General features: G+C 60.5%; 23 protein-coding genes and 3 pseudogenes. 15 read left to right on the plus strand and 11 right to left on the minus strand.

The genetic code is table 11. From position 1 onward, the window contains the following. Positions 1-148: 148 nt before the first annotated feature. Both C380_RS06170 and C380_RS06175 read right to left on the minus strand, forming a co-directional pair. Positions 149-1486: a heavy metal sensor histidine kinase gene (locus tag C380_RS06170; RefSeq protein ID WP_015012997.1), complete on the minus strand. Its 1338-nt coding sequence runs from the start codon at positions 1484-1486 to the stop codon at positions 149-151. After that, positions 1483-2169 carry a heavy metal response regulator transcription factor gene (locus C380_RS06175; RefSeq protein WP_015012998.1) on the minus strand — a complete coding sequence of 229 codons (687 nt, stop codon included), beginning with the start codon at positions 2167-2169 and terminating at the stop codon, positions 1483-1485. The genes C380_RS06170 and C380_RS06175 overlap by 4 nt, the downstream gene beginning before the upstream one ends. A 156-nt stretch (positions 2170-2325) precedes the next feature. On the opposite strand from C380_RS06175, the gene C380_RS06180 reads away from it, so the two are divergent. The 7 genes from C380_RS06180 (at position 2326) to C380_RS06205 (ending at position 10916) form a co-directional block, all read left to right on the plus strand. Then, positions 2326-2664, plus strand: coding sequence for a hypothetical protein (locus C380_RS06180; protein WP_015012999.1), 339 nt, complete (start codon positions 2326-2328; stop codon positions 2662-2664). A 74-nt stretch (positions 2665-2738) separates the two neighbouring features. Continuing rightward, on the plus strand, positions 2739-3098 hold the full coding sequence (gene czcI / locus C380_RS25815) for a cation efflux protein, CzcI family (protein ID WP_015013000.1): 360 nt from the start codon (positions 2739-2741) through the stop codon (positions 3096-3098). A gap of 157 nt (positions 3099-3255) precedes the next feature. Then, on the plus strand, positions 3256-4611 hold the full coding sequence (locus C380_RS06185; protein WP_015013001.1) for a TolC family protein: 1356 nt from the start codon (positions 3256-3258) through the stop codon (positions 4609-4611). Positions 4612-4613: 2 nt separating this feature from the next. After that, the gene (locus C380_RS06190; protein WP_015013002.1) at positions 4614-6230 is read left to right on the plus strand and encodes an efflux RND transporter periplasmic adaptor subunit; all 1617 of its coding nucleotides are present in this window, start codon (positions 4614-4616) and stop codon (positions 6228-6230) included. Positions 6231-6245: 15 nt separating this feature from the next. Then, positions 6246-9434: a CusA/CzcA family heavy metal efflux RND transporter gene (locus C380_RS06195; protein WP_015013003.1), complete on the plus strand. Its 3189-nt coding sequence runs from the start codon at positions 6246-6248 to the stop codon at positions 9432-9434. Between the two features lie 63 nt (positions 9435-9497). Continuing rightward, on the plus strand, positions 9498-9878 hold the full coding sequence (locus C380_RS06200; protein ID WP_015013004.1) for a hypothetical protein: 381 nt from the start codon (positions 9498-9500) through the stop codon (positions 9876-9878). 402 nt (positions 9879-10280) lie between these two features. Continuing rightward, entirely contained in the window at positions 10281-10916 is a 636-nt protein-coding gene (locus tag C380_RS06205; protein WP_231940671.1) for a hypothetical protein, read from the plus strand. A 33-nt stretch (positions 10917-10949) separates the two neighbouring features. Here the strand turns inward: C380_RS06205 and C380_RS25495 are convergent. Continuing rightward, positions 10950-11159, minus strand: a pseudogene (locus tag C380_RS25495) (EamA/RhaT family transporter); the annotation flags it as partial. A 1-nt stretch (position 11160) separates the two neighbouring features. Between C380_RS25495 and C380_RS24345 the strand changes: the two are divergent. From C380_RS24345 to C380_RS06220, 4 genes and pseudogenes are all read left to right on the plus strand, one after another. Then, positions 11161-11415, plus strand: a pseudogene (locus C380_RS24345) (chromate transporter); the annotation flags it as partial. A gap of 293 nt (positions 11416-11708) precedes the next feature. Beyond that, complete coding sequence (locus C380_RS25505) at positions 11709-12029, plus strand: rhodanese-like domain-containing protein (protein ID WP_051022504.1); 321 nt, start codon at positions 11709-11711, stop codon at positions 12027-12029. Further along, positions 12026-12445: pseudogene (locus C380_RS06215) on the plus strand (chromate resistance protein ChrB domain-containing protein). The gene C380_RS25505 and the pseudogene C380_RS06215 overlap by 4 nt, the downstream one beginning before the upstream one ends. Before the next feature lie 101 nt (positions 12446-12546). Next, on the plus strand, positions 12547-12879 hold the full coding sequence (locus C380_RS06220) for a hypothetical protein (protein ID WP_015013008.1): 333 nt from the start codon (positions 12547-12549) through the stop codon (positions 12877-12879). Between the two features lie 433 nt (positions 12880-13312). On the opposite strand, the gene C380_RS06230 is transcribed toward C380_RS06220, so the two are convergent. From C380_RS06230 to C380_RS24355, 8 genes are all read right to left on the minus strand, one after another. Next, positions 13313-14368, minus strand: coding sequence for a DMT family transporter (locus C380_RS06230; protein ID WP_015013010.1), 1056 nt, complete (start codon positions 14366-14368; stop codon positions 13313-13315). A 5-nt stretch (positions 14369-14373) separates the two neighbouring features. After that, positions 14374-14769 (minus strand): hypothetical protein, encoded by a 396-nt coding sequence (locus C380_RS06235; protein ID WP_015013011.1) that lies wholly within the window; start codon positions 14767-14769, stop codon positions 14374-14376. Between the two features lie 100 nt (positions 14770-14869). Then, on the minus strand, positions 14870-18016 hold the full coding sequence (locus C380_RS06240) for an efflux RND transporter permease subunit (protein ID WP_015013012.1): 3147 nt from the start codon (positions 18014-18016) through the stop codon (positions 14870-14872). A 14-nt stretch (positions 18017-18030) separates the two neighbouring features. Then, a complete protein-coding gene (locus tag C380_RS06245; protein WP_015013013.1) occupies positions 18031-19161 on the minus strand; it encodes an efflux RND transporter periplasmic adaptor subunit in 1131 nt (376 codons plus the stop codon). Positions 19162-19193: 32 nt separating this feature from the next. Then, positions 19194-19826: a hypothetical protein gene (locus C380_RS06250; RefSeq protein WP_015013014.1), complete on the minus strand. Its 633-nt coding sequence runs from the start codon at positions 19824-19826 to the stop codon at positions 19194-19196. Further along, on the minus strand, positions 19823-21115 hold the full coding sequence (locus C380_RS06255; RefSeq protein ID WP_015013015.1) for a TolC family protein: 1293 nt from the start codon (positions 21113-21115) through the stop codon (positions 19823-19825). The genes C380_RS06250 and C380_RS06255 overlap by 4 nt, the downstream gene beginning before the upstream one ends. Positions 21116-21237: 122 nt before the next feature. Continuing rightward, a complete protein-coding gene (locus tag C380_RS06260; protein WP_015013016.1) occupies positions 21238-21594 on the minus strand; it encodes a hypothetical protein in 357 nt (118 codons plus the stop codon). Between the two features lie 411 nt (positions 21595-22005). Then, the gene (locus tag C380_RS24355) at positions 22006-23235 is read right to left on the minus strand and encodes a site-specific integrase (protein ID WP_015013017.1); all 1230 of its coding nucleotides are present in this window, start codon (positions 23233-23235) and stop codon (positions 22006-22008) included. A 344-nt stretch (positions 23236-23579) separates the two neighbouring features. On the opposite strand from C380_RS24355, the gene C380_RS06270 reads away from it, so the two are divergent. The 4 genes from C380_RS06270 (at position 23580) to C380_RS24905 (ending at position 25896) form a co-directional block, all read left to right on the plus strand. Beyond that, on the plus strand, positions 23580-24803 hold the full coding sequence (locus C380_RS06270; protein ID WP_015013018.1) for an integrase arm-type DNA-binding domain-containing protein: 1224 nt from the start codon (positions 23580-23582) through the stop codon (positions 24801-24803). A 287-nt stretch (positions 24804-25090) separates the two neighbouring features. After that, complete coding sequence (locus tag C380_RS06275; protein ID WP_015013019.1) at positions 25091-25345, plus strand: hypothetical protein; 255 nt, start codon at positions 25091-25093, stop codon at positions 25343-25345. Then, a complete protein-coding gene (locus C380_RS06280) occupies positions 25342-25584 on the plus strand; it encodes a hypothetical protein (RefSeq protein ID WP_015013020.1) in 243 nt (80 codons plus the stop codon). Before C380_RS06275 ends, C380_RS06280 begins: the two co-directional genes overlap by 4 nt. Before the next feature lie 3 nt (positions 25585-25587). Continuing rightward, positions 25588-25896, plus strand: a complete 309-nt coding sequence (locus C380_RS24905) for a hypothetical protein (protein ID WP_148279922.1) — start codon at positions 25588-25590, stop codon at positions 25894-25896. Positions 25897-25899 lie beyond the last annotated feature (3 nt).

Genomic DNA, 25899 nt, shown 5'->3' on the forward strand with positions numbered 1-25899 from the left:
TTCATAGCGCAATTGGAAACCTTGAAGTGACTTTAAAGTCAAGCGGCAATGAAAATATCGCTGCTTCGTCCTACGTAAATCGGATCGCTTGTGACGCGCCGCGCTCCGTGGCCGCGTCACAAGCGATCCCAGTCTGTCGAAATCGCCATCAGTTAGGACGGATTTCGATTCCTACATTTGTCACCCCGTTCTCTGACGATGCGACTGGCTTGCCCTGATGCATGCGTGCAATAGCAGCGACTATGGCCAGCCCGAGGCCATGGTTGCTCTGCCCATGGCTGCGAGCAGGATCTGCACGGAAAAATCGGTCAAACAGCTGCGGGAGTAGCTCGGGATCGATAGTGCTGCCGTAGTTGGTGACACTGATCAACACACGGCCCTCATCGATAGTTCTGAGGTTGACTTGGACGATTGAGCCAGGGTTCGCGTATCGGGTGGCGTTGCCGAGCAAGTTCGACAGGGCCCGACGCAACAACGGCACGTCGAAAGCGCCATGCGCATCGCCGACCACCTTAGCGGTGAGACCAGCCTCGGCCAGTGCCGCTTCGTGGTAATCCAGTACGTCAGCAGCCACCGATGCAAGAGTCGCAACGGGGGCCCGACGTGCTCCCACACCCCGATCCGCCTGGGACAGGAACAGCATGTCATTGACGATGCCCGTCAGGCGGTGCAGCTCCTCCAAATTGGACGCCAGCACCTCGCGAATATCCGCCTGCTCAGGGCGCAGCAAAGCCAGTTCATTATTGGCAATGAGCGTGGCCAAAGGCGTGCACAACTCATGCGCCACGTCCGCATTGAAGCCTTCCATCTGGGAGTAGGCCTTCTCAATGCGAGCTAGGAGCGCGTTGAACTGGTCGATCAGAGGCACGAGCTCAAGGGGCTGCTCGGCGCTGTCGAGACGTTGATGCAGATTGTCAGCCGATACTGCACGCGTCTGGCTGGCCAGTCTTCGGACAGGCGCCAGGCCCAAGTTGACCAGGGAGAATCCGCCCAGCGATACAACGATGGCCCCACCGATGGCTGCGACCAGCAAGGTAAGAGCAAGTCGGTGCAACAACTGGTGGTCGGTTCGAATGTCCAGCGACAGCTGAACGCGCAAGTTCTTTGAGGGAGTCTGGTCCGCAGTCTGTGCTACTTCGAACTGCCGTTGGCGCCATACCGTCTTGGCACTCTGGTTGCGGGCGTGGGCGTAGATAACCATCCCGTCCGCCTGCGCGACTTCGAGCGATAGATCTCCGTGCCCAACAAGGAAGTCATCGAGTTTGTGCGCAAGGTCTTCCGAATCCCCATGCTCCTTGCCATCCTGCAGCAAGTGCCGAATGACGGTTTCTTTTTGTGCCAGCGTTTCCTCTTGCCGATCACGAAAATTGAACTCGGTCACCAGATACACCGCCAGACAGACCACCCCGAGTCCGGCAAAGCTCTGCAGCGCCAGCCACCAAGACAACCGCTGGCGCAATGAGCGATGTTGGGCCAGCTCCTTCATCCGTTGCGGTCCTCCATCACGTATCCCATGCCGCGAATGGTGTGGAGCAGCGCAGTGCCAAACGGAACATCGATCTTGGTACGGAGGCGCCGGATCGCGACTTCCACTACGCTGGTATCGCTATCGAAATTCATGTCCCACACCTGCTCAGCGATCTCAGTGCGAGAAAGCACTTCGCCTTTTCTTCTCAGAAACAGAGTCAGCAGCAGAAACTCCTTCGCAGTCAACTCCAAGCGCTGGCCACACCGGGACGCTTTGCGCCGTACCAGGTCTAATTCCAGGTCGCCCAACCGCAGTTGCGTGGGCTCTGCGGCATCCCGCGCGCTATGGGTCCGCCGCAGCAGCACCTGGATGCGGGCGCTCAGTTCGGAAAACGCAAAGGGCTTGACCAGATAGTCGTCGGCACCGGTCTTGAGTCCCAACACCCGATCCTCGACGCTGACCCTTGCTGTCAACATCAAGACCGGGGTCTGCTTGGTCTTGCGAAAGGCCGTTAGAAGGCTGAAGCCGTCGATCCCTGGGAGCATCGCGTCCAAGACCAGCAGATCGTGCACGCCTTCCAGAGCCATGTGCAGGCCATCCACCCCGTTGTGCGCAATGTCCACCACGTAGCCGGCCTCTCCCAGGCCCTTGCGCAGGTACTCAGCCAGCTTGACTTCGTCTTCGATGAGCAGAATTTTCATGCTGCCATTCTCGAAGAATGCGGTCAGTTCGTAGTTTACAAATTTGTAATCTGGCTGTTGGCGCCGTGTCGCGCGCGGATTTTTACAGTGTCTCCGTGTCGAAAGGCATAGTCCCGGCAGATCGCCGAGGGCTAACTGATATCAAGGGACAACACCATGACTGCTCGCAAACCCCTCGCACTCACTCTGATCGCCTTCGCAATTGCGGCTCCAGGATTTTCATCTGCCTCGTCGCTGTACCATCCGGCTGGTGGCGAAGTGGGCATGACCACACATCCCGACCACATGCAGAGCGCGATGTCCCGTGGCGATGTGCTTCAGGCTGTCGAAGTAGCGCGCAAGGATGGCACGCTGGCAATCCTTTCGCGCGGAGGTGCGCTGCCAGTCAAAGCAACAGGCTCAACAAAGACGCGTGAGCAGGTTCAACAGGAGTTTCTCAACATGTCGGCAGCTGAAAAGAAGGCGCTTCTGGACATGAACGGCGGCGCTCGCTGATTTCCCAACCCAGTGCCCTTCAGCGGCCATCAAAGCCTCAGTGCGCCCTTCATGACGCATGCTAGACTTCAAAAATGCGCCGATTGATCGCCGTTCTTATGCTTGCATTGCTTCCGTTCCAGTTCAGCTGGTCTGCGGTGGCTGCCTATTGCATGCATGAGAGCTCAGCCGCGCAGTCTCAGCACCTTGGGCATCACGAACACAAGCATGAAGCCAAGGGCGGGAATGGTCAGGCCGAAAAGTCCAGCCAGGGAGCCGATGCATTTGATGTTGACTGCTCAGTCTGTCATGGCGCGGGTATCGGGGCCTTGAACTGGTCAGATGCAAAGCCAGTCTTCATCCATAAAAGCCGCGTGGAGCCTCCTTCAGGCAAGCGCCTGCTGGCTGTAACCCCCACGCCCCCAGACCGCCCTCAGTGGTCCGTCCTCGCCTGATCGGCGGGGGCATCTCACTTTTCTTTTTCAGTCTTGTCCGCCATCGCGGCCGAAGCAGTTGCGTGTGTTGCAGCTGGAGTGACTGACGAGTTGCCAGGCAGCTGCACGGTTGCCAGTCCGCCGATTCCCTCGTGTTTTGAAATCACTGGAGAATCGGATGTTCAAGGGTACTTACCTTCAAGAGATGCCGCACGCATGGCGCGGCGGTAGAAAGATCAAGCTCGCGGCAGGCGCCGCAGCTATATGGCTGAGCGCCTCGGGCGGTGCCTTTTCCCAGGGCCTGCCACCAGGGCCAGCCGTTGGCGAACGAGCACCTCAGTCTGCTGCAGCGGCCGCAGCTGAGCCTTTGTCGCTGGCCAAGGCCATCGAACTGGCCCTGGAGGGAAATCCGGAGGTGGCTGCGGCAAAGCGCCAATGGGAGGCAACCGAAGGACAGGTTCTTCAAGGACGCTCGCGCCCCAATCCAGAGCTCGCGTACTCGCTGGAAGACACACGCTCCAAAACACGTACGCAAAGCTGGCAACTCAATCTTCCCGTAGAACTGGGTGGAAAGCGTGCGGCACGCACTAAGGCGGCCGAAAAAACGCGCGAGCAAGCACAAGCCCAACTCGCCGAGCTGCAAGCCACCGTGCGGGCCAATGTCGCTGCCGCTTACTTTGATGTTCTGACTGCGCAGGATCGATTGGTACTGGCCAGAGACAGCGCAGCGCTGGCCAAATCCTCAACGGATACCGTCTCAAAGCGTGTAGCCGCTGGCAAAGTATCCCCTGTGGAAGAGTCCAAGGCCCGGGTTGCAGAAGCCGGCGTTCGCGTCGAACTCGCCCAGGCCGCGAGCGAACAACGCAATGCTCTGTCCCGCCTGTTCGCGCTGTTGGGACGGATCGATGCGCCTTACACCGTGCTGGAGGGCAAGGCCGAGAACCTGCCCTCGGTCCCGAGCATCGCCGATCTCCAGCCCCTGATTTCTTCTGCGCCAGGCGTGGTACTTGCGCGGATCGAGGTGGATCGGCGCAAGGCATTGACCGCCCTGGAACAAAGCAAGCGCGTCCCCGATGTCACCGTCAGCTTCGGCATGCAGCGCAGCAACGAGACGCAGCGCAACGTCCTTCTTTTCGGGGTCTCTGTGCCTCTTCCCGTCTTCGACCGCAACCAAGGCAACCTCCTGGAGGCGCTGAAACTTGAGGACAAGGCCCGCGATGAGCTGCAAGCAGCCACCGTGCGCCTGCACAGCGAAGTGGCGCAGGCACGAGAGCGCCTTTCCACGATCACCGCAGAGGTTCAGTCACTGCAGCAGGAAGTTCTGCCCGGTGCGAAGTCGGCCTATGACGCCGCCACCATTGGGTTCGAGAACGGTAAGTTCAATTTCCTGGAAGTGCTCGATGCCCAACGCACTTACTTCACCGCCAAATCCCAGTACCTCAAAGCCCTTGGCGAAGCACACCGTGCAGCGGCTGATATCGACCGCCTGCTCGGGGCCAGCATGGTTCCCGGCCTGATCGCAACGCAACACTGAGCATGACCATGAACATGAACTCCAGCAAATCCACCATCAGTAAAAAACACCTGATCGCCATTGCAGTAGTCCTCGCAATAGGGGTCGGTGCGGGAACCTTCATCTTGCAAGGTGGCGGCAAGCCCAAAGCCGCAGCCACCGAGGACGATGGCCACGGTCACGGCGGCCACACCGAGGCCAAGGGGCACGGCGACGGCGAGCACCATGGCAAGGGTGGCGAAAAGGGCCACGACGATGACAAGGGGCATGCCGATGGTGAACACCACGAAAAGAGCGAAGCCAAGGGCCCACATGGAGGTACCGTGTTCAAGGAAGGCGACTTCAGCTTGGAAGCGTTGTTGTCTGAAGACGGTGGCGAGCCTCGACTGCGAATCTGGCTGTCCGACAAAGATAAACCGCTGCCCCTGAATGCTGCAACGGTCACGGCAACTGTGACCCGCCCGACAGATGAAAAGCAGAAACTGACGTTTGCCGCTGAAAAAGACAGTCTTGTCAGCCGAGAGATCGTTGCTGAACCCCATGCTTTCGACATCGAGATCATTGCGCAGACTGCCACAGAGCCTTTCATGTTCGTGATGAGCAAGGAAGAAGGAAAGATCGAACTGACCGATGCCCAGATAAAGGCTGCATCCATCAGCCTGGACGCTGCTGTGAAAGCCAACATCAAGACGGCGTTGCTCCTTCCCGGGGAGATACGCTTGAACGAAGATCGCACGTCTCACGTTGTTCCCCGGCTTGCGGGAGTCGTGGAAAGCGTCAATGCCAGCTTGGGCCAAGTGGTCAAGAAAGGGCAAGTTTTGGCGGTGATCGCGAGCCCGACTGCTTCCGAGCAACGCAGCGAGCTGCAGACGGCCCAAAAGCGCTTATCGCTGGCAAAGACCACCTACGAGCGAGAAAAAAAGCTGTGGGAGCAGAAGGTGTCTGCCGAGCAGGACTACCTGCAGGCCAAGCAGGCCTTGAGCGAAGCAGAGGTCGCAGTAGCCAACGCCAATCAGAAACTGAGCGCGATGGGCCTGTCCGCTTCGTCGGTAGCAGGACTGAACCGTATCGAGTTGCGAGCGCCCTTTGATGGCATTGTCATCGAGAAGCACCTTAGTCTCGGCGAAGCCGTGAAGGAAGATGCTGCGGTTTTCACCATCTCGGACCTTTCTCAGGTTTGGGCTGAGATCAACGTTCCGGCGAAGGATCTGCCATCGGTGCGCGTGGGCGAAAAGGTCACGATCAAGGCCACCGCCTTTGACGCCTCCGCTACAGGCACTGTCGCTTTTGTAGGAGCGCTCATTGGCGAGCAAACCCGCACGGCAAAAGCCCGCGTGGTTCTTGACAACCCCAAGGGCGCTTGGCGCCCCGGCCTGTTTGTCAATGTTGAGGTGGTGTCCGAAGAAACGGCAGCGCCTGTAACCATCTCGGCCGACGCCGTCCAAAACGTCGGGGAAAAGCCGGTGGTCTTCCTCAAGGTTGATGGAGGCTTTATCGCTCAACCCGTGAAGCTGGGCCGAAGCGATGGCAAGCGGGTCGAAGTCCTCTCGGGTCTCAAAGCCGGTATGCCCTACGCCTCGACCGGCAGCTTCGTCGTGAAGTCTGAACTCGGCAAGGGATCTGCCGAACACACGCACTGATCGCGGAGCGCATACATGTTTGAAAAACTCATTCGATTCTCGATCGAACAGCGATGGTTGGTGCTTCTAGCGGCCCTGGGCATGGCGGCGCTTGGCGTCTTCAGCTACCAAAAGCTGCCTATCGATGCGGTCCCTGACATCACGAACGTCCAGGTTCAGATCAACACACAGGCCGCAGGCTACTCGCCTTTGGAGACTGAGCAGCGGGTTACATACCCCATTGAGACGGTCATGGCTGGCCTGCCAAACCTGGAGCAGACCAGGTCGCTTTCGCGGTACGGTCTGTCGCAGGTGACCGTCATTTTTAAAGACGGAACCGACATCTATTTTGCTCGGCAGCTCGTCAACGAGCGTATCCAGGAGGCGCGCGACAAGCTGCCTGCCGGCATCACGCCAGCGCTGGGGCCCATCTCGACCGGGCTGGGCGAAATCTATCTCTGGACTGTCGAAACCAAGGACGGGGCGAAGAAGCCCGATGGCTCACCCTATACCGCAACAGACCTGCGCGAGATTCAGGACTGGATCATCAAGCCACAGCTGCGAAATGTTCCTGGCGTGACCGAGATCAATTCCATTGGCGGCTTTGCCAAGGAATACCAGATCGCGCCCATCCCTGAACGCCTGGCTTCTCTGGGCGTGACACTGCAGGATGTGGTTACTGCGCTGGACCGCAACAACGGCAATGTGGGCGCGGGCTATATCGAAAAGCGTGGCGAGCAGTATCTGATTCGTGCACCTGGTCAGGTGAAGTCGCTTGAAGACATCGGTAACGTGATCCTCAGCAGCGCCAACGGTGTTCCTGTGCGCGTTCGCGACGTGGCAGAAGTTGGCATTGGCCGGGAACTGCGCACAGGTGCTGCAACAGACAACGGACGCGAAGTGGTCCTCGGCACGGTGTTCATGCTGATCGGCGAGAACAGTCGGACTGTCTCGCAGGCGGTGGACAAGAAGATGTTGGAAGTCAACAAGAGCCTCCCAGAGGGGGTACACGCGGTGACAGTCTACGACCGTACCGTGCTTGTTGACAAAGCCATCAGTACGGTGAGGAAGAACCTGCTGGAAGGCGCGGTTCTGGTGATCGTGATCCTGTTCCTCTTCCTGGGCAACATTAGGGCCGCAATCATTACCGCGATGGTCATCCCCTTGTCGATGCTCTTCACGTTCACCGGGATGGTTCACTACAAGGTGAGTGCCAACCTGATGAGCCTGGGAGCCCTGGACTTCGGCATCATCATCGACGGTGCTGTCGTGATCGTGGAGAACTGCGTGCGGCGACTTGCCCACGCACAAGCGCACCACGGTCGGCCACTGACGCGGGCCGAGCGCTTCCATGAGGTGTTTTTGGCATCCCAGGAGTCAAGGCGTCCATTGCTGTTCGGACAGCTCATCATCATGGTGGTGTACCTGCCCATCTTCGCGCTGACAGGCGTTGAAGGGAAGATGTTCCACCCCATGGCATTCACGGTGGTCGCGGCACTGCTGGGCGCCATGGTTCTGTCGGTGACATTCATCCCCGCAGCGGTGGCCCTGTTCATCGGCAATCGGGTCAGCGAGAAGGAAAACTTCCTGCTGGGCCATGCCAAGCGCTTGTATGGTCCACTGCTCGACCGTGTCATGGCCGCCAAGGCGGTCGTACTGACCGCAGCTGCAGTTGCGGTGATCTTGTGCGGGTTGATCGCCACGCGTATGGGCAGCGAGTTTGTACCCAATCTCAATGAAGGCGACTTTGCGATCCAGGCGCTGCGCATCCCAGGTACCAGCCTTTCCCAGTCAGTCCAAATGCAGCAGCAGATTGAAAGGACCTTGAAAGAGAAATTCCCCGAGATCGAGCGCATTTTCGCCAGAACCGGTACTGCGGAGATTGCCTCGGACCCCATGCCGCCGAACATTTCGGACGGGTACATCATGCTCAAGCCCGTGGACGAATGGCCTGAGCCGCGCAAGACCCGAGACGAGTTGCTTGCCGCAATTCAGGAAGTCCTGGGCAAAATTCCTGGCAACAACTACGAGTTCTCCCAGCCCATTCAGTTGCGCTTCAACGAGCTGATTTCGGGTGTGCGAAGCGACGTGGCGGTAAAGATTTTCGGTGACGACATGGACGTGTTGAACAAGTCCGCCGAAGAGGTCTCCGCAATGCTGCAGAAGATCCAGGGGTCATCCGAGGTGAAGGTCGAGCAAACAACAGGCCTTCCGATGCTCACGGTGAACATCGACCGCCAGAAGGCTGCACGCTATGGCCTTAACGTCGCCGACATCCAAGACACCGTGGCCACCGCCATCGGTGGTCGCGAGGCGGGCACCATGTTCGAGGGAGACCGCCGGTTTGACATCCTGGTTCGCTTGCCTGAGACCCTGCGTAACGACCTGGAAGGGATGAAACGGCTCCCTATTCCGCTGCCGCGTTCTGCCAGTGGCACGGAGGCCAAGACGAACTTCATCCCCTTGGGCGAGGTCGCGACTTTCGAACTTGCACCCGGCCCCAACCAGGTGAGCCGCGAAAACGGCAAGCGGCGCATCGTCGTAAGCACCAACGTGCGCGGGCGCGATGTGGGTTCCTTTGTGGCAGAGGCCGAGCAAGGCCTGGCCCAGATCAAGATTCCTACCGGCTACTGGACGAGCTGGGGTGGAACCTTCGAGAACCTGCAATCGGCCACGAAGCGCCTGCAGATCGTTGTGCCTGTGTCTCTGCTGCTGGTTTTCGTGCTGCTGTTCGCAATGTTCGGCAATGCCAAGGACGGTTTGCTGGTATTCACAGGCATCCCGTTCGCTTTGACGGGGGGCATTCTGGCGCTTTGGCTTCGGGATATCCCGATGTCCATCTCCGCGGCCGTTGGCTTCATCGCGCTCTCTGGGGTGGCAGTGCTCAACGGGCTGGTGATGATTTCCTATATCCGCAGCTTGAGGCAGGGCGGCGTTGGACTTGACGAAGCGATCCGGGATGGCGCGTTGACCCGGTTGCGCCCCGTGCTGATGACTGCCCTGGTGGCCTCGCTGGGCTTCATTCCCATGGCCATTGCGACGGGCACCGGCGCTGAAGTCCAGCGTCCCCTGGCCACCGTAGTGATCGGCGGGATTCTTTCGTCCACGCTGCTCACGCTTCTCGTGCTGCCGATTCTTTACCGTCTGGCCCACCGGCCCGACGAGGAAGATGAGGACGTGTCTGCTGAGCCCTCGCATCCCCCGGACGTGTCCGCTCCCGTGTAGTTGAAACGGTCCCGCTCGCTGATCGCGGGACCTTCCCTTTTCTCCAACCCCAAAGGAAATGTCATGAAACTCTCCCAACTCATTCTCGCAGTGGCGGTGTCGGCCTGCGGCACGGCGTTCGCTGCTGACAACCATGGTCACGACATCAAACCGATGCACGGTGGTGCTGTCGCCGAAGCCAAGGAGGTCGAGTACGAACTCGTCGCCAGCGCCGACAAGCTGCAGCTCTATATGCGCGATCATGGAAAGCCAGTTGCCGTGGCGGGAATGACCGCCAAGGTCACGCTGCTGGCAGGCAGCGAGAAACAGGATGTCCAGCTCCAAGCCGGTGACGGCAAGCTGGAAGCCACGGGCAGCTTCAAAGTCCCCGCCGGTACCAAAGCCGTCGTCGCTGTCTCGAAGGCCGGCAAGTCGGTTGCCTCTGTTCGTTTCACGCTGAAGTAATACGAAGCCTGGCTGGGGGGATCGCCCTCGCGACGCCCCAGTGTTGATCCACTTTCAGCAGTCCGTTCACGTCAAAGCAACTGACTACATAGCGGCGAGTTCGGTCAGCCCATCGGCAATATGCCTTTGCTGGAGGCACAAAGGAGCGATCCATGTCAATGCAGGCGGCACAGGTCGCGCCTTTTGCCAAACTGTTCTGGATTTGGATCGGCTTGTTGACCTCCGTGTTTGTGTTTTGGAGGCTGCGGCGTATCTGGCTCAAACGCCATCCGCCAATGGACATAAAAATCAAGTACAGCCGACGCCTGGCCAAGAGACTGAGGGATCGACAGGCAATGCGTTTCAAACACCGAAAAACACCGAAATCGCGGTGCCGCCATATGCAATCCAAGGAGGCAGACCGTGGGTGACGGTACCGGGGTCGCTGATGAAGCTTCAGGCAATACGCAACAACCTCCACAGCAAAAAAACAGATCCATGACAAAAATACCTACATATTCAGGCACCCGCCGCCTCTCCGTGATCCTCAGCTCTGTGCTGGCAGCTAGCCTGCTGGCGGGTTGTGCTACCTCTACTGGGGCCGATCCCTCCGCCGAAGCGCCATACTGCTACAAGACCAGTAAGGGCAGAGTAGTCGCGTGCACTCGGGTACCCGCCCCCAGCCTGAATGCCGACGCTCAGGCGAAGCGCTTTACTCCCGATCCGAATGCGCTCACCGTCTACGTCGTACGGCGCAACTGGGGAGATGGCGGGCGGTTTGTGAAGATCAGCGCGGATAACGAAATGGCCGCCGAGACTCTCCCCAACACGATGGTGCGCTTCAAGTTGAAGCCAGGAACGCATACGTTCACCTTGGATTTCGAAGGAGAGCGTCAAGTCGCAACCGTGGATGGTAAAGCTGGTGACCTACGATTTCTTCGGATCGATGGAACGGTTTGGGCATGGAAGAGCACGTTTGTATGGGCGACTGACGGCGAGGATGCAATTCGGGAAAGGGCTTACAAGGCTCGCCTGGTCGCCGACCTGACGGTCAAGTGACCTCGGGGGAGCAGACAAAAAAATACCGGGGGTTCAGTGAACGTGTTGATGGTGCACGTCAGGAGCATGGGGATGGGCGTGGGTCATAGGTTCATGGGTGTGCTTGTGACTGTGGCTGCCCTTTGGCATCACATCGTGCACATGTGAATGGTGCCCATCGTCGTGCCGGTGGGCATGCTCATGCTCAAGCACTTCGTGTGTGTGCTCGTGACCATGGCCTTCCGCCAAGTGCAGTACCACTCCCGTGGTTAAGGAGTACGCATGGCTCACGGATCGCCAGTTCGTGGACGCCGTGGCCGTGGCCATGATCACCCCCGGCCCGGTGGTTATCACGACAGGATTTATCGGCTTCCTCATCAGCGGCTTCTGGGGCGCGGTCGTCGCGGCGTTGGCAACCTTTATGCCCTGCTACTTGCTCACCGTGATTCCCGCGCCGTACTTCGAGAAGCATGGCAAACATCCTGGTGTGCTGGCGTTCGTTGACGAAGTGACTTTGGCTCCGTGGACGCTTGGCGCAGCCAGTTCACTGGGCTGGCCAAGGCCATGGGGGGCGGATCGGGATGGGCCTTGCTGTCCTGGTCCTCCCGCGAGAGCCGCCTCATCAACCACTGGGCGGCCGACCCACACGCACCTCCTGGCCGGCGCAACGCCCGTACTGGCGCTGGACATGTACGAGCATGCGTACCAACTGGACTTCGGGGCCAAGGCGGGCGCCTATGTGGATGCCTACATGGCGAAATCCAGTGGGACAAGGTCTACAAGCGCTAAGGCGCTGCTGTCGAGGCGGATGCGTTGGCATTTGGCATCGACACAGGCTCTGCGCTGGCCGGTGCGGCAGGTGCGTTTGACTTGCGACTTGAGGAGGACTATCTGCAGAGCCCGCAGGTCATTGCCGGAGTGTCCTCGCGCGATCCGTCGCGCGTGTTGGAGTGGAGCCAGGAACTGGACGCCACGAAACCTGTGCGGCTGTATTGCTTGCGCGGCAAGGACATTGGCCGCTCTACGTTCCTGGCGCTGCGGGCACGCGGCATGAACGCGCGCTACCACGTGGGCGGCATCGAGGCCTGGCAAGCCGCTGCCCTGCCTCTGGAAACGCAAGGAGGTGCCGCATGAAATGGGTCACCCGCGAGCGGCCCAAGATCGACCGCATTGCCTGCCCCTGGCTGATTGCCCGGTTCATCGACAAAGAGCCGGAATTCCTCTATAAGCCTACAGCCTCGGTGCTTCAGGTGGCCCAGGACACGGGAGCGATCCCCTACGACGTGCGCGGCGTCGAATTGACCCACGACGGTGACCTGTGCAGCTTTGACGCCTTTCTCAAGAAGTACGAACTCACCGATCCCGCCCTACAGCAACTGACCGTGATCGTGCGGGGCGCAGACACATCCAGGCTGGACCTGGCGCCGCAGTCTGCGGGCCTCTAGGCGCTGTCGCTTGGCCTGTGCAAGACCTTCAGCGATGACCTTGAGATGCTAGGGCATGGCATGGTGATGTACAACGCGCTCCATGCTTGGTGTAAGTCCTGCTAGGCAGAAACCCACAATTGGCCCCCGAGTATGGCCGCATGACGGCGGGTGCTAGGCGGTGGCTCAGCCGCTTTACCAAGGCGTTGTGAGCGCATTTCCTGTGCATGACGCTTGCTCCGTTGGCCTGCGCGGCGCCCCCGGAAACGAAACTGACCACCGCGCAGATCCGCGCCACGCTGGGCGGGCACCATGTCACCGACGGACGCCATTGGGGGCATGACTATTTCCTGGACGGCCGCCTAGAGCGTTCAGAAAACGGCCGCACACGCGCCGGACGCTGGAGCACGCAGAACAACCAACTCTGCCTGCTGCTGCCCGAGGTCAGCAAGGTCTCGCCCGTCTGCTTTGACGTGGTGCGCGTGGGGGAGGAATTGCAGTATCGCGATGCGGGCAGTGTGGTGTACGCAGGCACGGTCAGAAAGAGTCCGTCTCGTTGAGGCTCCTCGTCAGTCTCTACGGCGTTTGCCCCGCCTTGGCCCCACGCGGGGCCTTCGGCACTATTGGAGGTTGGTCACACTTCCACGCGTTGAAGTAAACCTCATCGCCCACGGCCATGCCGGAGCCCGCGTCAACTCTGGCGAAGTGCCCACGGGTTCGGGTGACTTCCCGCCATCGGATGACTGCAATCTGGTCGGTGGGGCCGAGCTCCATTTGCCGGCAGCGAGAGCCGCTCACCTTCAAGAATTCGTCCGCTTGGATTAATTTGGTCACTTTGCCGACCCTCCAGCCTTCGGACCAAGCGTACCGGTCCTCGTAGACAGGTGTGCTGCAGCCGGAGATCGCAAGGAATGTCAGCGCAGCAGCTGACAAGAGCATTGATTTTTTCATCATGAAATTTCCTTAGCCGCTGTCTCGGTACCGCTCAATGAGTCAATGCCTGTGCTGATGGTGCACATCGGGCGCGTGGGGATGGGCATGAGTCACCGGCTCGTGAAAGTGCACATGGCTATGGCTCCCAGTGGGCATCACGTCATGGGAGTGCGTATGGTGTCCATCGTCGTGACGGTGGGCATGCTCATGCTCCAGCGGGTCATGCGCATGTTCATGCCCGTGACTTTCAGCCAAATGCAGCAGCACCCCCGCAAGCATCAGAAGACCACCGAGCAGCATCAGCCACCCCGCAGACCGTTCACCGAAGCCGAACGCTACAGCCGCACCGATGAAAGGTGCAAAGGCGAACACGGAGCCAGTCCGCGCCGCCCCAAAAGCCCGCTGCGCTAGAAGGTAGAACCGAAGACTCAAGCCATACCCCGTGGCCCCCACGGCAAAGAGCCCTAGAGCTGCCGTCAGGGTGGGCAAAGGCTCGCCCCACGCCATGGCAAGACATGCTGTCGCAGCGGCTCCCAGCGAGGCCTTTGCCATTACGACCTGGCTGGGATCGCGCTCGGCCAGTCCCCGGGACAGGGTGTTGTCCACGCCCCAGGCCACCGTCGCCAGTAGCACGGCAAGCAGACCGAGCAGCTGCGTGCCGCCCTGCAGGCCCTGGTCCATGACCAAAGCCATGCCACCGGCCAGCAAAAGAAGCATGGCTGCCCACACACGGCGGTCCATGGTCTCGCTATACAACCACCACGCCAGAGTGGCTGTGAACAGCGCTTCCAGCGTGAGCATGAGCGACGCGCTGGCGCCACTCGTGTGTTGCAGACCCCAGGACAGGGCGACAGGACCTAGGGCAGCGCCAAACCCCGCCATGCCGATGAGGCGCCAGGCGTCGGATCTTTGCAACCTTGCCTCGTGGGCAGCGGTCCGCAGGGACAAGGCACCAACGACAGCAGCCCCTGCATACAGCAGCGCAGCCGTCGTGAACGCCCCCAGCCCAGCACCCAGCCGTTGAACCAGCGGGGTGCTGATGCCAAACAAGGCTGCGGCCAGCAAGGCCAGCAGACCGCCTCGCAGTGCAGGCAAGGACAGAGAGCCGCGCGCCATGGGCCTTACTTCACCGTGAATCGTACAGTGACGGTCTTTTTGCTGTTGGTCGTGATCAGCGCAACCACCTTTGTGCCCTTGACCAACTTCACGCCCTTGGCCTCCAGCTTGTTGCCGCCTGCTGATTTCAGGGGCGCCTCCGCCTTTTCTGTACCGTTGAGCACGGTAACCTTGCCGCCAAACTTGGATGCGTCCGCATCCTCGTCGTGGTCCACGATGTAGATTGCCGCACCTTCAGCGGTGGCGACCAGCTCGAACGACAGATCGGAAGCGGTCTGCACCACGCCGCCGTGAGCGGGTTCGGCTGAACCATGGGCCATTGCCGCAGGCGCACTCGCCAGGGATGCCATCACGATTGCGGTGGCTGCCATCAGCTGGGAGAAGTTCTTTTTCATGATCATTTGGGATTCCTTCAGTTGAGTTTGTTTCACTGGCGCGCTTCAAAAGGCAGCGCACCAAGGCCTATCAAGAGTTTGGGGACAGTTCAGCTGGGGACTGGGATCAGAAAGCCTCCTGGCCTATGGGTTCGCTTTCAGCTTGAGCGCTGCCGCCCTCAATCAAGTGCCGGGTGGCACTTTCGCCGAAAAGCCAGAACATCACGGGCGTCAGCAGCGTGTCCAGCAAGGTCGAGCTGACGAGTCCACCAAAAATCACGACCGCCACCGGATGCAGGATTTCCTTACCAGGTGCATCGGCCGCCAACAGCAGCGGGGTCAGCGCAAAGGCTGCCACCAGCGCCGTCATCAACACCGGGGTCAACCGCTCCAGCGAGCCGCGCACGATCATGGGTTGGCCAAAGACCTCTCCCTCGAACTTGCACAGGTTGATGTAGTGGCTGACCTTCAAAATCCCGTTGCGCGTGGCAATGCCCGCCAGCGTGATGAAGCCCACCATGGAGGCCACCGACAGGCTCACCCCCGCCAGCCACATCGCAGCCACGCTGCCGATCAGCGCAAGCGGAATATTGGCCATGATGATCCCGGCCAACACAGCCGACTTGTAGCGTACATACAGAACGAGAAAGATCATTGCCAAAGACACCAGCGACAAGCCGACGATCAGTTGCATCGCTTGCTCCTGGGCCTGGAACTGACCTTCCAGGCTCAGAAAGGTCCCCGGTGGCAATGGCGTCTTTGCCATCACCGCACGAATGTCGGCAATGACGCGGCCCATGTCGGAGCCGTCCGTGTTGGCATAAACGACGATGCGCCGACGACCGTTTTCTCGGCCAATCTGGTTGGGGCCATCGGTTTCCTGGACCGTGGCGATGGCAGACACCGGTATCTGCCCCGCTGGGGTGTCGATCAGTGTGCGTGCCAGATCCTGCGGGCTGCGTTTGTCATCGGGCAGGCGTAGCACCAGGTCATAGCGGCGAAGTCCATCCACGATCTGCGCACCATGGGCACCATCCGTCAGGGCCTGTAGGACCCGCACAGCCTCCCCCGGAGACAGCCCGACCTGCGCAGCCTTGCGGTGGTCCAGCCGTACCGTGATCTGGGGGATCAGCACCTGCTTTTCCACCGTCAGATCCACCAGCCCTGGAACGCCCGAGAGTCTCTGGCGCATCTGCTCGGCCAGCCCCCGCAAGGTGTCCGTGTCATCGCCGAAGATCTTGAGCGCGATCTGCGCCCGCACCCCTGACAAGAGGTGATCCAGGCGGTGGGAGATAGGCTGGCCAATGGCCACCTGGGCTGGAAGGACGGCCAAACGGGCACGGATGTCTGCCATCACGGCCTCGCGGTCCCGGGCGGACCGCTTCAGGTCCACGTCGATCTCGGCCGAATGCACGCCTTCGGCATGTTCATCCAGCTCGGCGCGTCCCGTCCGGCGCCCCACCTGGGTGACCTCGGGGACCTCAGCAATCAGCGTCTCGGCCAACGCCCCCATGCGATTGGCCTCCGCCAGCGCCGTGCCTGGGTTGAACACCATGCCCAGTACCAGCGAGCCCTCATTGAACGCAGGAAGAAAAGCGCGCGGGAAAAACGGGACACTGGCCGCCGCAGCGGCAACCGCCAGTGCGGCGACAGCCATCAGCACCTTGGCGCGAGAAAACGACCAGCTGAGCACTTGCGCATCCCGCCGCTTGAGCCAGGCGACCAGGGTGCTGTCACCATGGTCCAACCGTTTCATCCCCGGCAACAGGTAAAGGCACAGCACGGGCGTAACCGTCATTGAGACCAGCATCGATGCCAGCACCGACACGATGTAGGCGATGCCCAGGGGCGTGAACAGGCGACCCTCGATGCCCGGCAGCGCAAAGAGCGGCACAAACACCAGCACCACGATGGCGGTGGCGTAGACGATGCCCGAGCGGACTTCCACGCTCGCCCGGCGCACGACCTCCAGCATGGACAGTGGATTGCCCTGGGCACGGTTCTGCTTCAGCCTGCGCAGGATGTTCTCCACATCCACCACCGCATCGTCTACCAGCTCGCCAATGGCAATCGCCAGGCCTCCCAGGGTCATGACGTTGATGGACTGATCCAGCAGCCGGAACACCATGGCTGTCACGGCCAGCGACAAGGGTATCGCCACGAGCGAGATCAAAGTGGTTCGCGCGGACAACAGGAAGGCAAACAACACGATGGCCACCATGATGGCGCCGTCCCGCAAGGCCTCGGTCACGTTACCGATGGACGCCTCGATGAAGTCAGCCTGGCGAAACAACACTTTCGGAGCAGCCAAGCCCACGGGCAGCCCCTGCTTGAGATCCCCCAATGCCGCTTCGATGGCGTGGGTGAGCTTGACGGTATCGGCCGCAGGCTGCTTCTGTACACTGACGATAACGGCTGGCACGCCGCTGTATCCGGCGTCGCCGCGCTTCATGGCTGCAGCGAACCGGACATTGGCCACCTGTTCCAGCAAGATGGCTCGGCCGTCCTTCCAGGCTACGGCCACGCCCTGCAGGTCTTCGACACGGCTGGTGCGGCCAATGTGGCGGATGAGAAATTCACGGCTGTTGAGGTCGATGAAGCCGCCTCCCGCATTCCCTGCATAGCCGCGAAGGGCCTGCTCGATCTGCGTCAATGTCACCCCGAACTGCGCCATGCGCGCGGTATCAGGCTCCACCCGCAACTGGCGTACTTCGCCGCCGATAGGGATGACCTGAGACACCCCTGGAATCGACAGAAGTCTTGGGCGCAGCACGAAGTCCGCGTACTCGCGGGCCTGCATGGGTGTAGCTGCGGCAGTCTTGCCATCGCCTGCCGCCAACGGCAGTGCGATGAGCATGACTTCCCCCATGATGGAAGATACAGGTCCCATAACTGGGGTGATGCCTCCGGGGAGTTGCTCCCGCACCAGTGCCAGGCGTTCCGCCACGAGCTGGCGGTTGCGATAGATATCGGTCCCCCAATCGAACTCGGCATAGAGGATGGACAGTCCCACACCGGACGTGGAGCGAACCCGCGTGACCCCGGGCATGCCGTTGAGCGCGGTCTCCAGAGGGAAGGTCACCAGTTGCTCGACTTCTTCGGGTGCCATGCCTCCTGCTTCCGTCAAGACGGTGACCAGGGGTTTGTTGAGGTCGGGAAACACATCGACTGGCGTGCGCCATGCGGTGATGGCCCCGTAGACCATCAGCAGCGCCGCGACCGCCAGGACGAACAGGCGGTTGTGAAGGCTGTTCCTTACGATCCAATTGAACATTGCGTGGGCTCCGTTCAGCGGATCTGTGCGATCAGCGGTGCACCTTGCACCACCACGCGGTTGTCAGCGCCCAGGCCCTGCGTGACGACCACCGTGGCGGCGTCCAAAGACCGATATTGCACCGGTTGGGGAATGTAGCGCTCTGCACCGGACTTGATCCAGACCACCGGTTCGTTGGCGCTGTTGCGCACGACGGCCTGCGCAGGCAGGACAAAGCCTTTGACCTGCTCGTTCAACGAGGCCACGACGGTGACGGGCTGTCCGACCGCCAGCGCCAAAGCCTTGCCCGATTGCTCAGGGACCGCCCTGAAGGTCATTGGCAGCACGCCATCGCGCAAGCTACGCGCAGCGCCGATCAGCTGCAACTTGACGCCAGGCACCCCCTGCAAGTGGGCTGTACCCGTGCGTGCGGGCAAGCCAGGATCTGCCGTAGTGGCCTCCACCAGCACGCGTGCTGGGTCAATCACCTCGAACAACACTTCGCGGGCCTCAACCACCTGGCCTTTGGTCGCATCAGCCCTTGCAAGCACCCCGGAGACGGGGGCCAGCAAAGCCTCTCGTGCAGCAAGGCTCGCGCCAATGCTATTTTCGCGCGCGGTGAGGCTCTGTAGCTCAGCACGTGCGGCCTCGATCTCCTTGCGCGGCACCGTGCCTTCAAGGGACTGCAGCCGCTGCACCCGCTGTGCGGCCAGTTCCCGGCCACTGCGCAACTCGGCCAGCTGGGCCTGCTGGTTGGCCTGGGCATAGGGCTCGGCGTGATGGGCCACATAGGCCAGCACCTCTCCTTGCCGCACGGTCTGGCCGGCGACCGGCAGACCGCGTGGTCCCGCTTCGATCCGTCCCCCATGGATCGCCTGGACACGACCACTCGCATTGGGGTCCACGACCACACGGCCTGACAACTCGATGGTGGCGGCGGCCTGGGTTTCAGGGGTCAACTGTGTGCGGATACCCAGGCGCCGTTGGGCGAGCATCGGAACGTTGACACTGCCGTCTGGCAACCGCATCAAACCGGATGCGCTGACCGCCGTGGGGGCATCTAGATGCTCACCGTTCGGCCCATGGGCACCTGGCGCTGCGACGGCAACAGGTGGGAACATCGCCGCGATGCACGTGATGACACTCAAGCCGAAAACATGAAACATGCTGGTTGCCTTGGTTCTTTGAGTCGATGAGTTCACAGCGCACCTCCTTTGGAGGGCGTACCTGCAGCCTTTGGCGTGCGACCAAAGAACCAACCGACCGCCGCCAAGACGACCAAGGCCAGAGCCAGCCAGACCGTTCGGGAGGGCCCATGGGCGTGCCCGTCGTCGTGGGAGTGGCCATGGTCGTCTAGCACGGCGCCCGCGACCGTGAGGGTGCCGTCCAGAAGGTCGGAGTCATTACCCGCCAGTACGGTGATCACCATGGGATGGTCACCGGGCGCCGCCAGGGTCTTGAGCATGTTTGCATCGTCAATCGCGTAGTCCCCCATGTCCGCGTGGAACTTGGCAGGCGCCTTGAGATTGCCCGTCTCCACTTCGACCGTGGCGTTGAGCACGGGTTCGTTGGTGGCAAAGCGGTTGATCAGGATGGACAACTCTCCGCCCTGCAGTCGGCCCACCAACTCGAAGGCTTCCGAGCGCGCTTCAAAACTAGGCACGGGGCCGCTGTTGGCACCTGCTTGAGCGGGGGCATCCAGGTGCTCGCCGTTGGGGCCGTGCGCTCCTGGCGCGGCATAGCTGGGTATTCCGCCAAACACCAGCACGGCGAAGCCTGCTCCCAGCAATGAGAGGCGGGAACGAGAGGGGAATAGATTCAAGAGATTCATGGAAGGATTCCGAGAGATTGCTGGAGGCGGGCGCGGGCCAGGCCTAGAGCCACTTGCTGGCGCGCGAAGCTGGTGTCGGCCTGGGTAGCTGCAGCGAGCGCGCGCAACAACTCCGGTAGCGGTGTTTCTCCAGCTTTGAAAGACCGTTCAATGAGCATGGCACGCTCCCGCAGGAGTGCCGAGCGCTGGCGCTCCGCCTCCAGTTGCTGCTCGGCCGTGTGCACCGCAGCCTGCGCCATCGCTGCATCAGCAGCCAGCCGCTCCTCAGTTCGCTGTTTCGTGGTCAGCGCTACATCCAGCTCACTCAGTGCGGCAGCTTGCAGCGGTTGGTTGCGGCTCGCTGTGCCCAGGGGAATGCGCACGCCGACGCCGATGCTGTTTTGAGCCGACTCACCCCGCCCGGGGGTGTCTTGTCGGATCCGCAGCAAGAGCTCTGGAGGGTCGCGCCGAGTGGCGGCCACCACGTCCAGCCGCTTGCGAGCGCGCTCAACCGTCAGTGCAGCAACACGCGCATCAGGGTGGGTTTCAACGGCGAAGTGCGCCTCGCCCGGTGAAACTGCGGCACCATCAGAAACCGGGACAGACGTGAGGTCAGGCGCTATGGCTATGCCCGTCAGGGTCATCCATTGAGACTGGCTGGCGCTCAGACGCTGGCGTGCCGCCAACTGTGCAGATTGCGCCGCCAGAGCTTCGGATTGAGCGGCAAGCGCATCCGCGTGGGCCAGATTACCCGCTTTGACACGGCGCCGTACGTCGTCGAAGATCTCGTGCAGAGATCGCACTTGGGCGTCCGCCAGGTCGGACTCGGCCTTTTGCGCGGCAATGCCCCAGGCGGCTTCCCGCACCAGTCCCGCGAAATGCAGGTGCCCCGCTTGAACGGCAGCCTGTGACAGCTCTACGTCGGCATCCACAGCAGCGCCGCGTGCATTGCGCTGCCCAGGCAACCACAGCGGCCACGCCAGGCCGGCCTCGGATTCCCTGCGTCCTGCCGACGTTTGCCAGCGGTCGTCCCGGTAGGAAAACTCCACTGCGGGGGGGGCCGCCCACAGGCTGGAGATCGCCACCCGTTCGGCAGTAGCCCGCTGTGTCTGACCTTCGGCTTCTCTTGCCTGCGTGGCGCGCTGCCATGCGGCCTCTACAGCTTGTGCCAGTGTTGGAGCCACGGGCGATGCCCTGGCTGAAAGCGATGGGGCGGTATTGGACTGCGCAACCGCAGCGCCAACGAGGACGCAGCTCAAAGCACAGCCTGCGGCACAACGCACCGCAAGCCCGGAATTAACAAAACGCACGTGATTCCTGACCGATCAAGGGCGGCAAACCAGGATCGTGGACGCATCAGCACCTGATCAAAGTAGTACCGCACCGATGAACAACCCCGCTTTCGTTTGGAAAGCGCGGAGCTAAGGGTGGATCAGGAAATCAGTCGGGGAGGTCGTCGTAAACCGTCCAGATGAGGGGGCGGGCTGACGGATTCGGCGGTCACGGCCGGTGCGGGCGAGCGGTCGAGAGGAAGCGACAGCTGCGGGAAGTGGAAAAGTGCTGCGGTCCCTGGGCCTGCTTCTGCAAGCATGTGCTGAATCGACTCCAGAGAGTCGTCTTGGTGCATCACACCGTGTTCGTCATGGTGGTGCGCGGAGCCATCCAGATGCACTTCAGCATGCATCGCCTGGAACTCCCCCTGGTGGTCGAACGCAGCCGTCTGGCGGGCCGTTGCGAAGGCCTGGCAGAAGAAAGAGAGCAACAGGATGGCTGCGAGCAGTCGGCGCATGAAGTAGATAACGGGCTATTGGGAGCTGATCGCAATCATAGCTATACTGGAATGCTCACCTGCAAAATCCATGTCAAGCGGACAGGTTTCGCAAGTGATCGGTCCACGGCGAGGTCACGGCTGAACAGCTGCTCACCCGGGATTACACCGCCAAGGCGGTCGGTGACTTAGCAATGTCCGGTATCCGCTTTAACGGACATTCAAACGCTCAGTTTGAACGACAGCAACCAGCCTAAACCTGACCCCACAACTTTGGTATCGCCTTCGCATATCCCCTCAGGCCAATCGTTGGCTTCTCAGAATCTCCGTGAGCGCTTACTGCAAACCTCCCACGAACTCCCGGCAAAAATGAGGCGGATCTAGCTGGTTGGGAGAATTTTCAAGTTGACAAAATGTCTCGCGAATTCGCTGTCAAATCGGGCTTTCTGATGCAATTCCTAAAGACAGCTTGCCAGATACGAATGCTGCCCAAGCATTCATAACCTCTCGTCGTTGTTCCAACAAATCGGTGCGATGGTAGGCCGCTTCGACTTTATCTTTGATGGTGTGGGCCAAGGACCGCTCGGCCAGATCTCGTGAGTAGCCCATCTCGCTGCACCAATCCCGAAAGCTGGACCGAAACCCATGGGTCGTCGCGACTCTTCCTGGCGTGTCGCTCCGTGCTTTCAGCTTTCGAAGTAGTGAAGTCAGAGCCATATCCGAGAGCTCAACCCGATCACGAATCGACGGAAAGACAAGGTTCTCATGTTGGCCCTTCTGCCTTTCAATTAACGTCATTGCACGTGGGGAGAGGGGAAGGCGATGGGGAAGCTTTGCTTTCATTCGCTCCGCAGGAATCGTCCATACTTTGTTCTTCAGATCAAGCTCGCTCCAGCGCATTCCTCGTGCTTCCCCTGAGCGACTGGCCGTCAAGATTACAAACTCAAGCATTGTGCGCGTCACCTCTGGTCGAGTGCTTTGCCAGAGGTGTTCCTGCACAAACTTCGGAATCTCGCGCCATGGCATAGCTGGATGATGCTGAGTTCGTACAGCCTTGCCTGGCTGCTGCGCGAGCAGGTGTCCAACAACGTCAACTGGGTTTGATTGACAGTATCCGTGAGCCCAACCCCAAGCAATCACAGCGTGAATGCGCTGTTTGACCCGGCTAGCAGTTTCTGCCTTTGTGAGCCAGATGGGTTTCAGGACCTCTGCAACATCGCCAGGTTGGATTTCATGAAGAAATTTCCCTCCAAGCCGCGGGAAGACGTACTCCTCCAAGGTGTTGATCCATTGGCGGCCATGCTTTGGGTTTTTCCAGCCAGGAAGAAGGTCACCGTGCAGATTCAAAGCTGCCTCTTTGAACGTGGGAATCTTGGGCTTGTCTTCTAGCTTTGCCTTTTCCTCCAGAGGATCCTTGCCCTCCGCTAGTGCAATACGCATGGCGGTCGCACGCTTGCCTACTTCGGCGATGCTGATCTCCGGGTAAGAACCCAAGCCCGCGTTTCGACGTTTGCCCGACACGGGGCTTACGTATCGGAGGACCCACTTTCCATGGCCCTTCAGGTTGGAAGGATGTAGTGCCAATCCGGTCACGCTTCCATGGGGAATGGCGGTGTCAGAGGGTTTGATGTTCCTGGCTTTGGTATCGGTAATGGTGGCCATTGGAGTTGCGTTCCGGTATGCCATCCAGTATGCCATCAAGCAATTGCTGCTGTTGGATGTCTTTAGATTGATTTGGATAAATATCTATACAAAACAAAGACTTGCAGGAATTTTATAGATGTCATTAGTTATCATTGAATCTCAATCAGGCAGACACCCTCTCCGCCAGGATTAGGTCCACTACGGTGCGCTACCATCCACTAAAACCCCGCTCCCCATAGGGCAGCGGGGTTTTTTTTGTCCATTTGCGTCCGATACCGTCCGGATGTATCCGCGATCTGCAGGGGGCACAATTGGGGGCATAAATCGGGCTTTTCCGATGCCCCCAAAAATGTGCCCCCAAGATGCCCCTGACCGACACAGCGTGCAAGAAGGCCACTTGCCCCGAAGGACGCCCCAGCGTTCGCCTGGCCGATGAAAAAGCCCTCTACCTGGAGGTGACTGCAGCAGGCGGGAAATACTGGCGCTGGAAGTACCGCTACGGCGGCAAAGAAAAGCGCCTGGCCTTGGGGGTCTATCCCGATGTGACATTGGCGCAGGCCCGTGAAGCGCGTGACCAGGCACGCAAGGTGCTGGCCGGTGGCGATGACCCTGGCCAGCTCAAGCGCGATGCCAAGATGACCAGCGCAGTCCACCAGGCCAACACCTTCGAGGCTGTGGCCCGCGTGTGGTGGGAGCACTGGCGGGACGGTAAGAGCGAGCGGCACGCCGCCTATGCCATCAAGCGCCTGGAGGCTGACGCCTTCCCCGTGCTGGGTGCGCGGCCCATCGCCAACATCACAGCCAAAGACCTGACCCGCATGGCTAAGGCTGTGCAAGATCGTGGCGCAATCGACCTGGCGCACCGGGTACTGCAGATGGCGGGCCAGGTGATGCGCTACGCCGTGGCGCACGACCTGATCGAGCGCAATCCGGCCACCGATGTGAAACCCAGCGACACCCTCAGGAGCCGCAGGAAAGAGAACTACGCCCGCCTGGGTGAAAAGGAGTTGCCGGAGCTGCTGCGCAAGATCGAGGCGTACCAGGGCGGGCCTTACACGCGCCTGGCCATGCAGTTGATGGCCCTGACGTTCGTGCGCACGACCGAGCTGATCGCCGCGCGCTGGGCAGAGTTTGACCTGCAGGCCGCAGAGTGGCGCATTCCACCCGAGCGCATGAAGATGAAAACCCCTCACATCGTGCCCCTGTCGCCGCAGGCCGTGGAGGTGTTGAAGGTGCTGCATACCCTCTCGGGTGGGCGGGCGCTGCTGTTTCCTGGCGAGCGCGACCACGACAAGCCCATGAGCAACAACACCATTTTGAAGGCGCTGGAACGCATGGGCTACAAGGGCCGCATGACGGGCCACGGGTTTCGGGGCATGGCGTCCACCATCCTGCATGAGCAGGGTTATGCGCACCACGCCATTGAGCTGCAGCTGGCCCACCAGGAGCGCAACGAAGTGAGCGCAGCCTACAACCACGCCCTGTACCTGAAAGAGCGGCGCGTGATGATGTGCGACTGGGCGAACCACCTGGACAAGCTGCGCCGTGGTGCTGATGTGATCCCGCTGGCACAGCGTACAGGATGAAAAGCGCTTGACAGTGCTGGCGCAGCGCATGCCATAATCCGCGCAACCCGAAAGGGCCGGTGCTTGAAAACACCTTTAGACAAGCGGTGCAACCTCCCCGTCAGTGAGGTTTTGTCACGTCTGGATTTCAGCGAATACGGCGCTACGCCGTGTTTCATGGTTTCGGGCGGGATGGCTGGAGCGGTAACGCCCGGCGCACGACTTGTCTCGTGTTTTCAACATCCCGTCCACCCTCTGCGCTTGAAAACGTGGCGGGTGGTTTCAGTCTCGACAAGGAGCATGAAACCATGTCCATGGTGATCCACCTGGCCAGCCGCTGCGCTGCGCCTTCACTGCCTGCAATAGGCACCCCCGACCCCATCCAGCACTTTGCCGACGCGCACAACGCGCTGGCGATGGCCCTGCACTACTTGCGCCAGCCCGGCGATGCCAACGTGGCCGGGGCCACGCGCAAAGCAGTGCAGGCCCTGGCCGCGCTGCGCCGCCTGAATGTCCCGCAGCAGGACATTCAACAAGTCAACCCACAAGGGGGCCAGGTATGACCGGCATTGCTTTTAAAAACATTCCTTGCGGTCGCGATTCTTTCTACCTGCGCCATGCATCGGCGGTGGTGGATGCAGAGCACCAAGTGACCATCGGTGCAACCCGTCACGGCGATGCGATTCAGTTGAACCTCAGCGACAACATGCTGGAAAGCCACTTGCTCTTCACGGCACAACAGGCGCGGGCGGTCGCGGCTGAGCTGCTGGCCTGTGCTGATGCGCTGCAAGGGAGGGCTTGAGTCATGGAAAAGCGTGTTTTCTGCCCTGCGCAGCAAGATGCATTGCTCGGGGAGATTGCTCAAGCCTGCGATCAAATTTCAGCGCTGGCTTTCCACATAAGCGATGCGCACGGCGACGCCGACTTGGTTGATGCACTGGCATCAGCTGTGTCGCTTATGTCGGCCCGTGCTGGGTGGTGCTCAGAGATTGCAAGAACTTTTGCTGCAGGACCGCTGCACGGCAATCAAGACGCAGCGCTCCAAAGCGCGGTCTACTGGATGCTTCCAGAGCGCTGCCGTCCCGCCCAAGCCGATGTGCAGATGGAGGGTTGAACC

The organism is Acidovorax sp. KKS102, from assembly GCF_000302535.1.
Taxonomy (GTDB): Bacteria; Pseudomonadota; Gammaproteobacteria; order Burkholderiales; family Burkholderiaceae_C; genus Acidovorax.

Bases quoted from the DNA above. Each gene is read 5' to 3' on its own strand.
- C380_RS06170 (WP_015012997.1), bottom strand. From the start codon at position 1,486: ATGAAGGAGCTGGCCCAACATCGCTCATTGCGCCAGCGGTTGTCTTGG.
- C380_RS06175 (WP_015012998.1), bottom strand. From the start codon at position 2,169: ATGAAAATTCTGCTCATCGAAGACGAAGTCAAGCTGGCTGAGTACCTG.
- C380_RS06180 (WP_015012999.1), top strand. From the start codon at position 2,326: ATGACTGCTCGCAAACCCCTCGCACTCACTCTGATCGCCTTCGCAATT.
- czcI (WP_015013000.1), top strand. From the start codon at position 2,739: ATGCGCCGATTGATCGCCGTTCTTATGCTTGCATTGCTTCCGTTCCAG.
- C380_RS06185 (WP_015013001.1), top strand. From the start codon at position 3,256: ATGTTCAAGGGTACTTACCTTCAAGAGATGCCGCACGCATGGCGCGGC.
- C380_RS06190 (WP_015013002.1), top strand. From the start codon at position 4,614: ATGACCATGAACATGAACTCCAGCAAATCCACCATCAGTAAAAAACAC.
- C380_RS06195 (WP_015013003.1), top strand. From the start codon at position 6,246: ATGTTTGAAAAACTCATTCGATTCTCGATCGAACAGCGATGGTTGGTG.
- C380_RS06200 (WP_015013004.1), top strand. From the start codon at position 9,498: ATGAAACTCTCCCAACTCATTCTCGCAGTGGCGGTGTCGGCCTGCGGC.
- C380_RS06220 (WP_015013008.1), top strand. From the start codon at position 12,547: ATGACGCTTGCTCCGTTGGCCTGCGCGGCGCCCCCGGAAACGAAACTG.
- C380_RS06230 (WP_015013010.1), bottom strand. From the start codon at position 14,368: ATGGCGCGCGGCTCTCTGTCCTTGCCTGCACTGCGAGGCGGTCTGCTG.
- C380_RS06235 (WP_015013011.1), bottom strand. From the start codon at position 14,769: ATGATCATGAAAAAGAACTTCTCCCAGCTGATGGCAGCCACCGCAATC.
- C380_RS06240 (WP_015013012.1), bottom strand. From the start codon at position 18,016: ATGTTCAATTGGATCGTAAGGAACAGCCTTCACAACCGCCTGTTCGTC.
- C380_RS06245 (WP_015013013.1), bottom strand. From the start codon at position 19,161: ATGTTTCATGTTTTCGGCTTGAGTGTCATCACGTGCATCGCGGCGATG.
- C380_RS06250 (WP_015013014.1), bottom strand. From the start codon at position 19,826: ATGAATCTCTTGAATCTATTCCCCTCTCGTTCCCGCCTCTCATTGCTG.
- C380_RS06260 (WP_015013016.1), bottom strand. From the start codon at position 21,594: ATGCGCCGACTGCTCGCAGCCATCCTGTTGCTCTCTTTCTTCTGCCAG.
- C380_RS24355 (WP_015013017.1), bottom strand. From the start codon at position 23,235: ATGGCCACCATTACCGATACCAAAGCCAGGAACATCAAACCCTCTGAC.
- C380_RS06270 (WP_015013018.1), top strand. From the start codon at position 23,580: ATGCCCCTGACCGACACAGCGTGCAAGAAGGCCACTTGCCCCGAAGGA.
- C380_RS06275 (WP_015013019.1), top strand. From the start codon at position 25,091: ATGTCCATGGTGATCCACCTGGCCAGCCGCTGCGCTGCGCCTTCACTG.
- C380_RS06280 (WP_015013020.1), top strand. From the start codon at position 25,342: ATGACCGGCATTGCTTTTAAAAACATTCCTTGCGGTCGCGATTCTTTC.
- C380_RS24905 (WP_148279922.1), top strand. From the start codon at position 25,588: ATGGAAAAGCGTGTTTTCTGCCCTGCGCAGCAAGATGCATTGCTCGGG.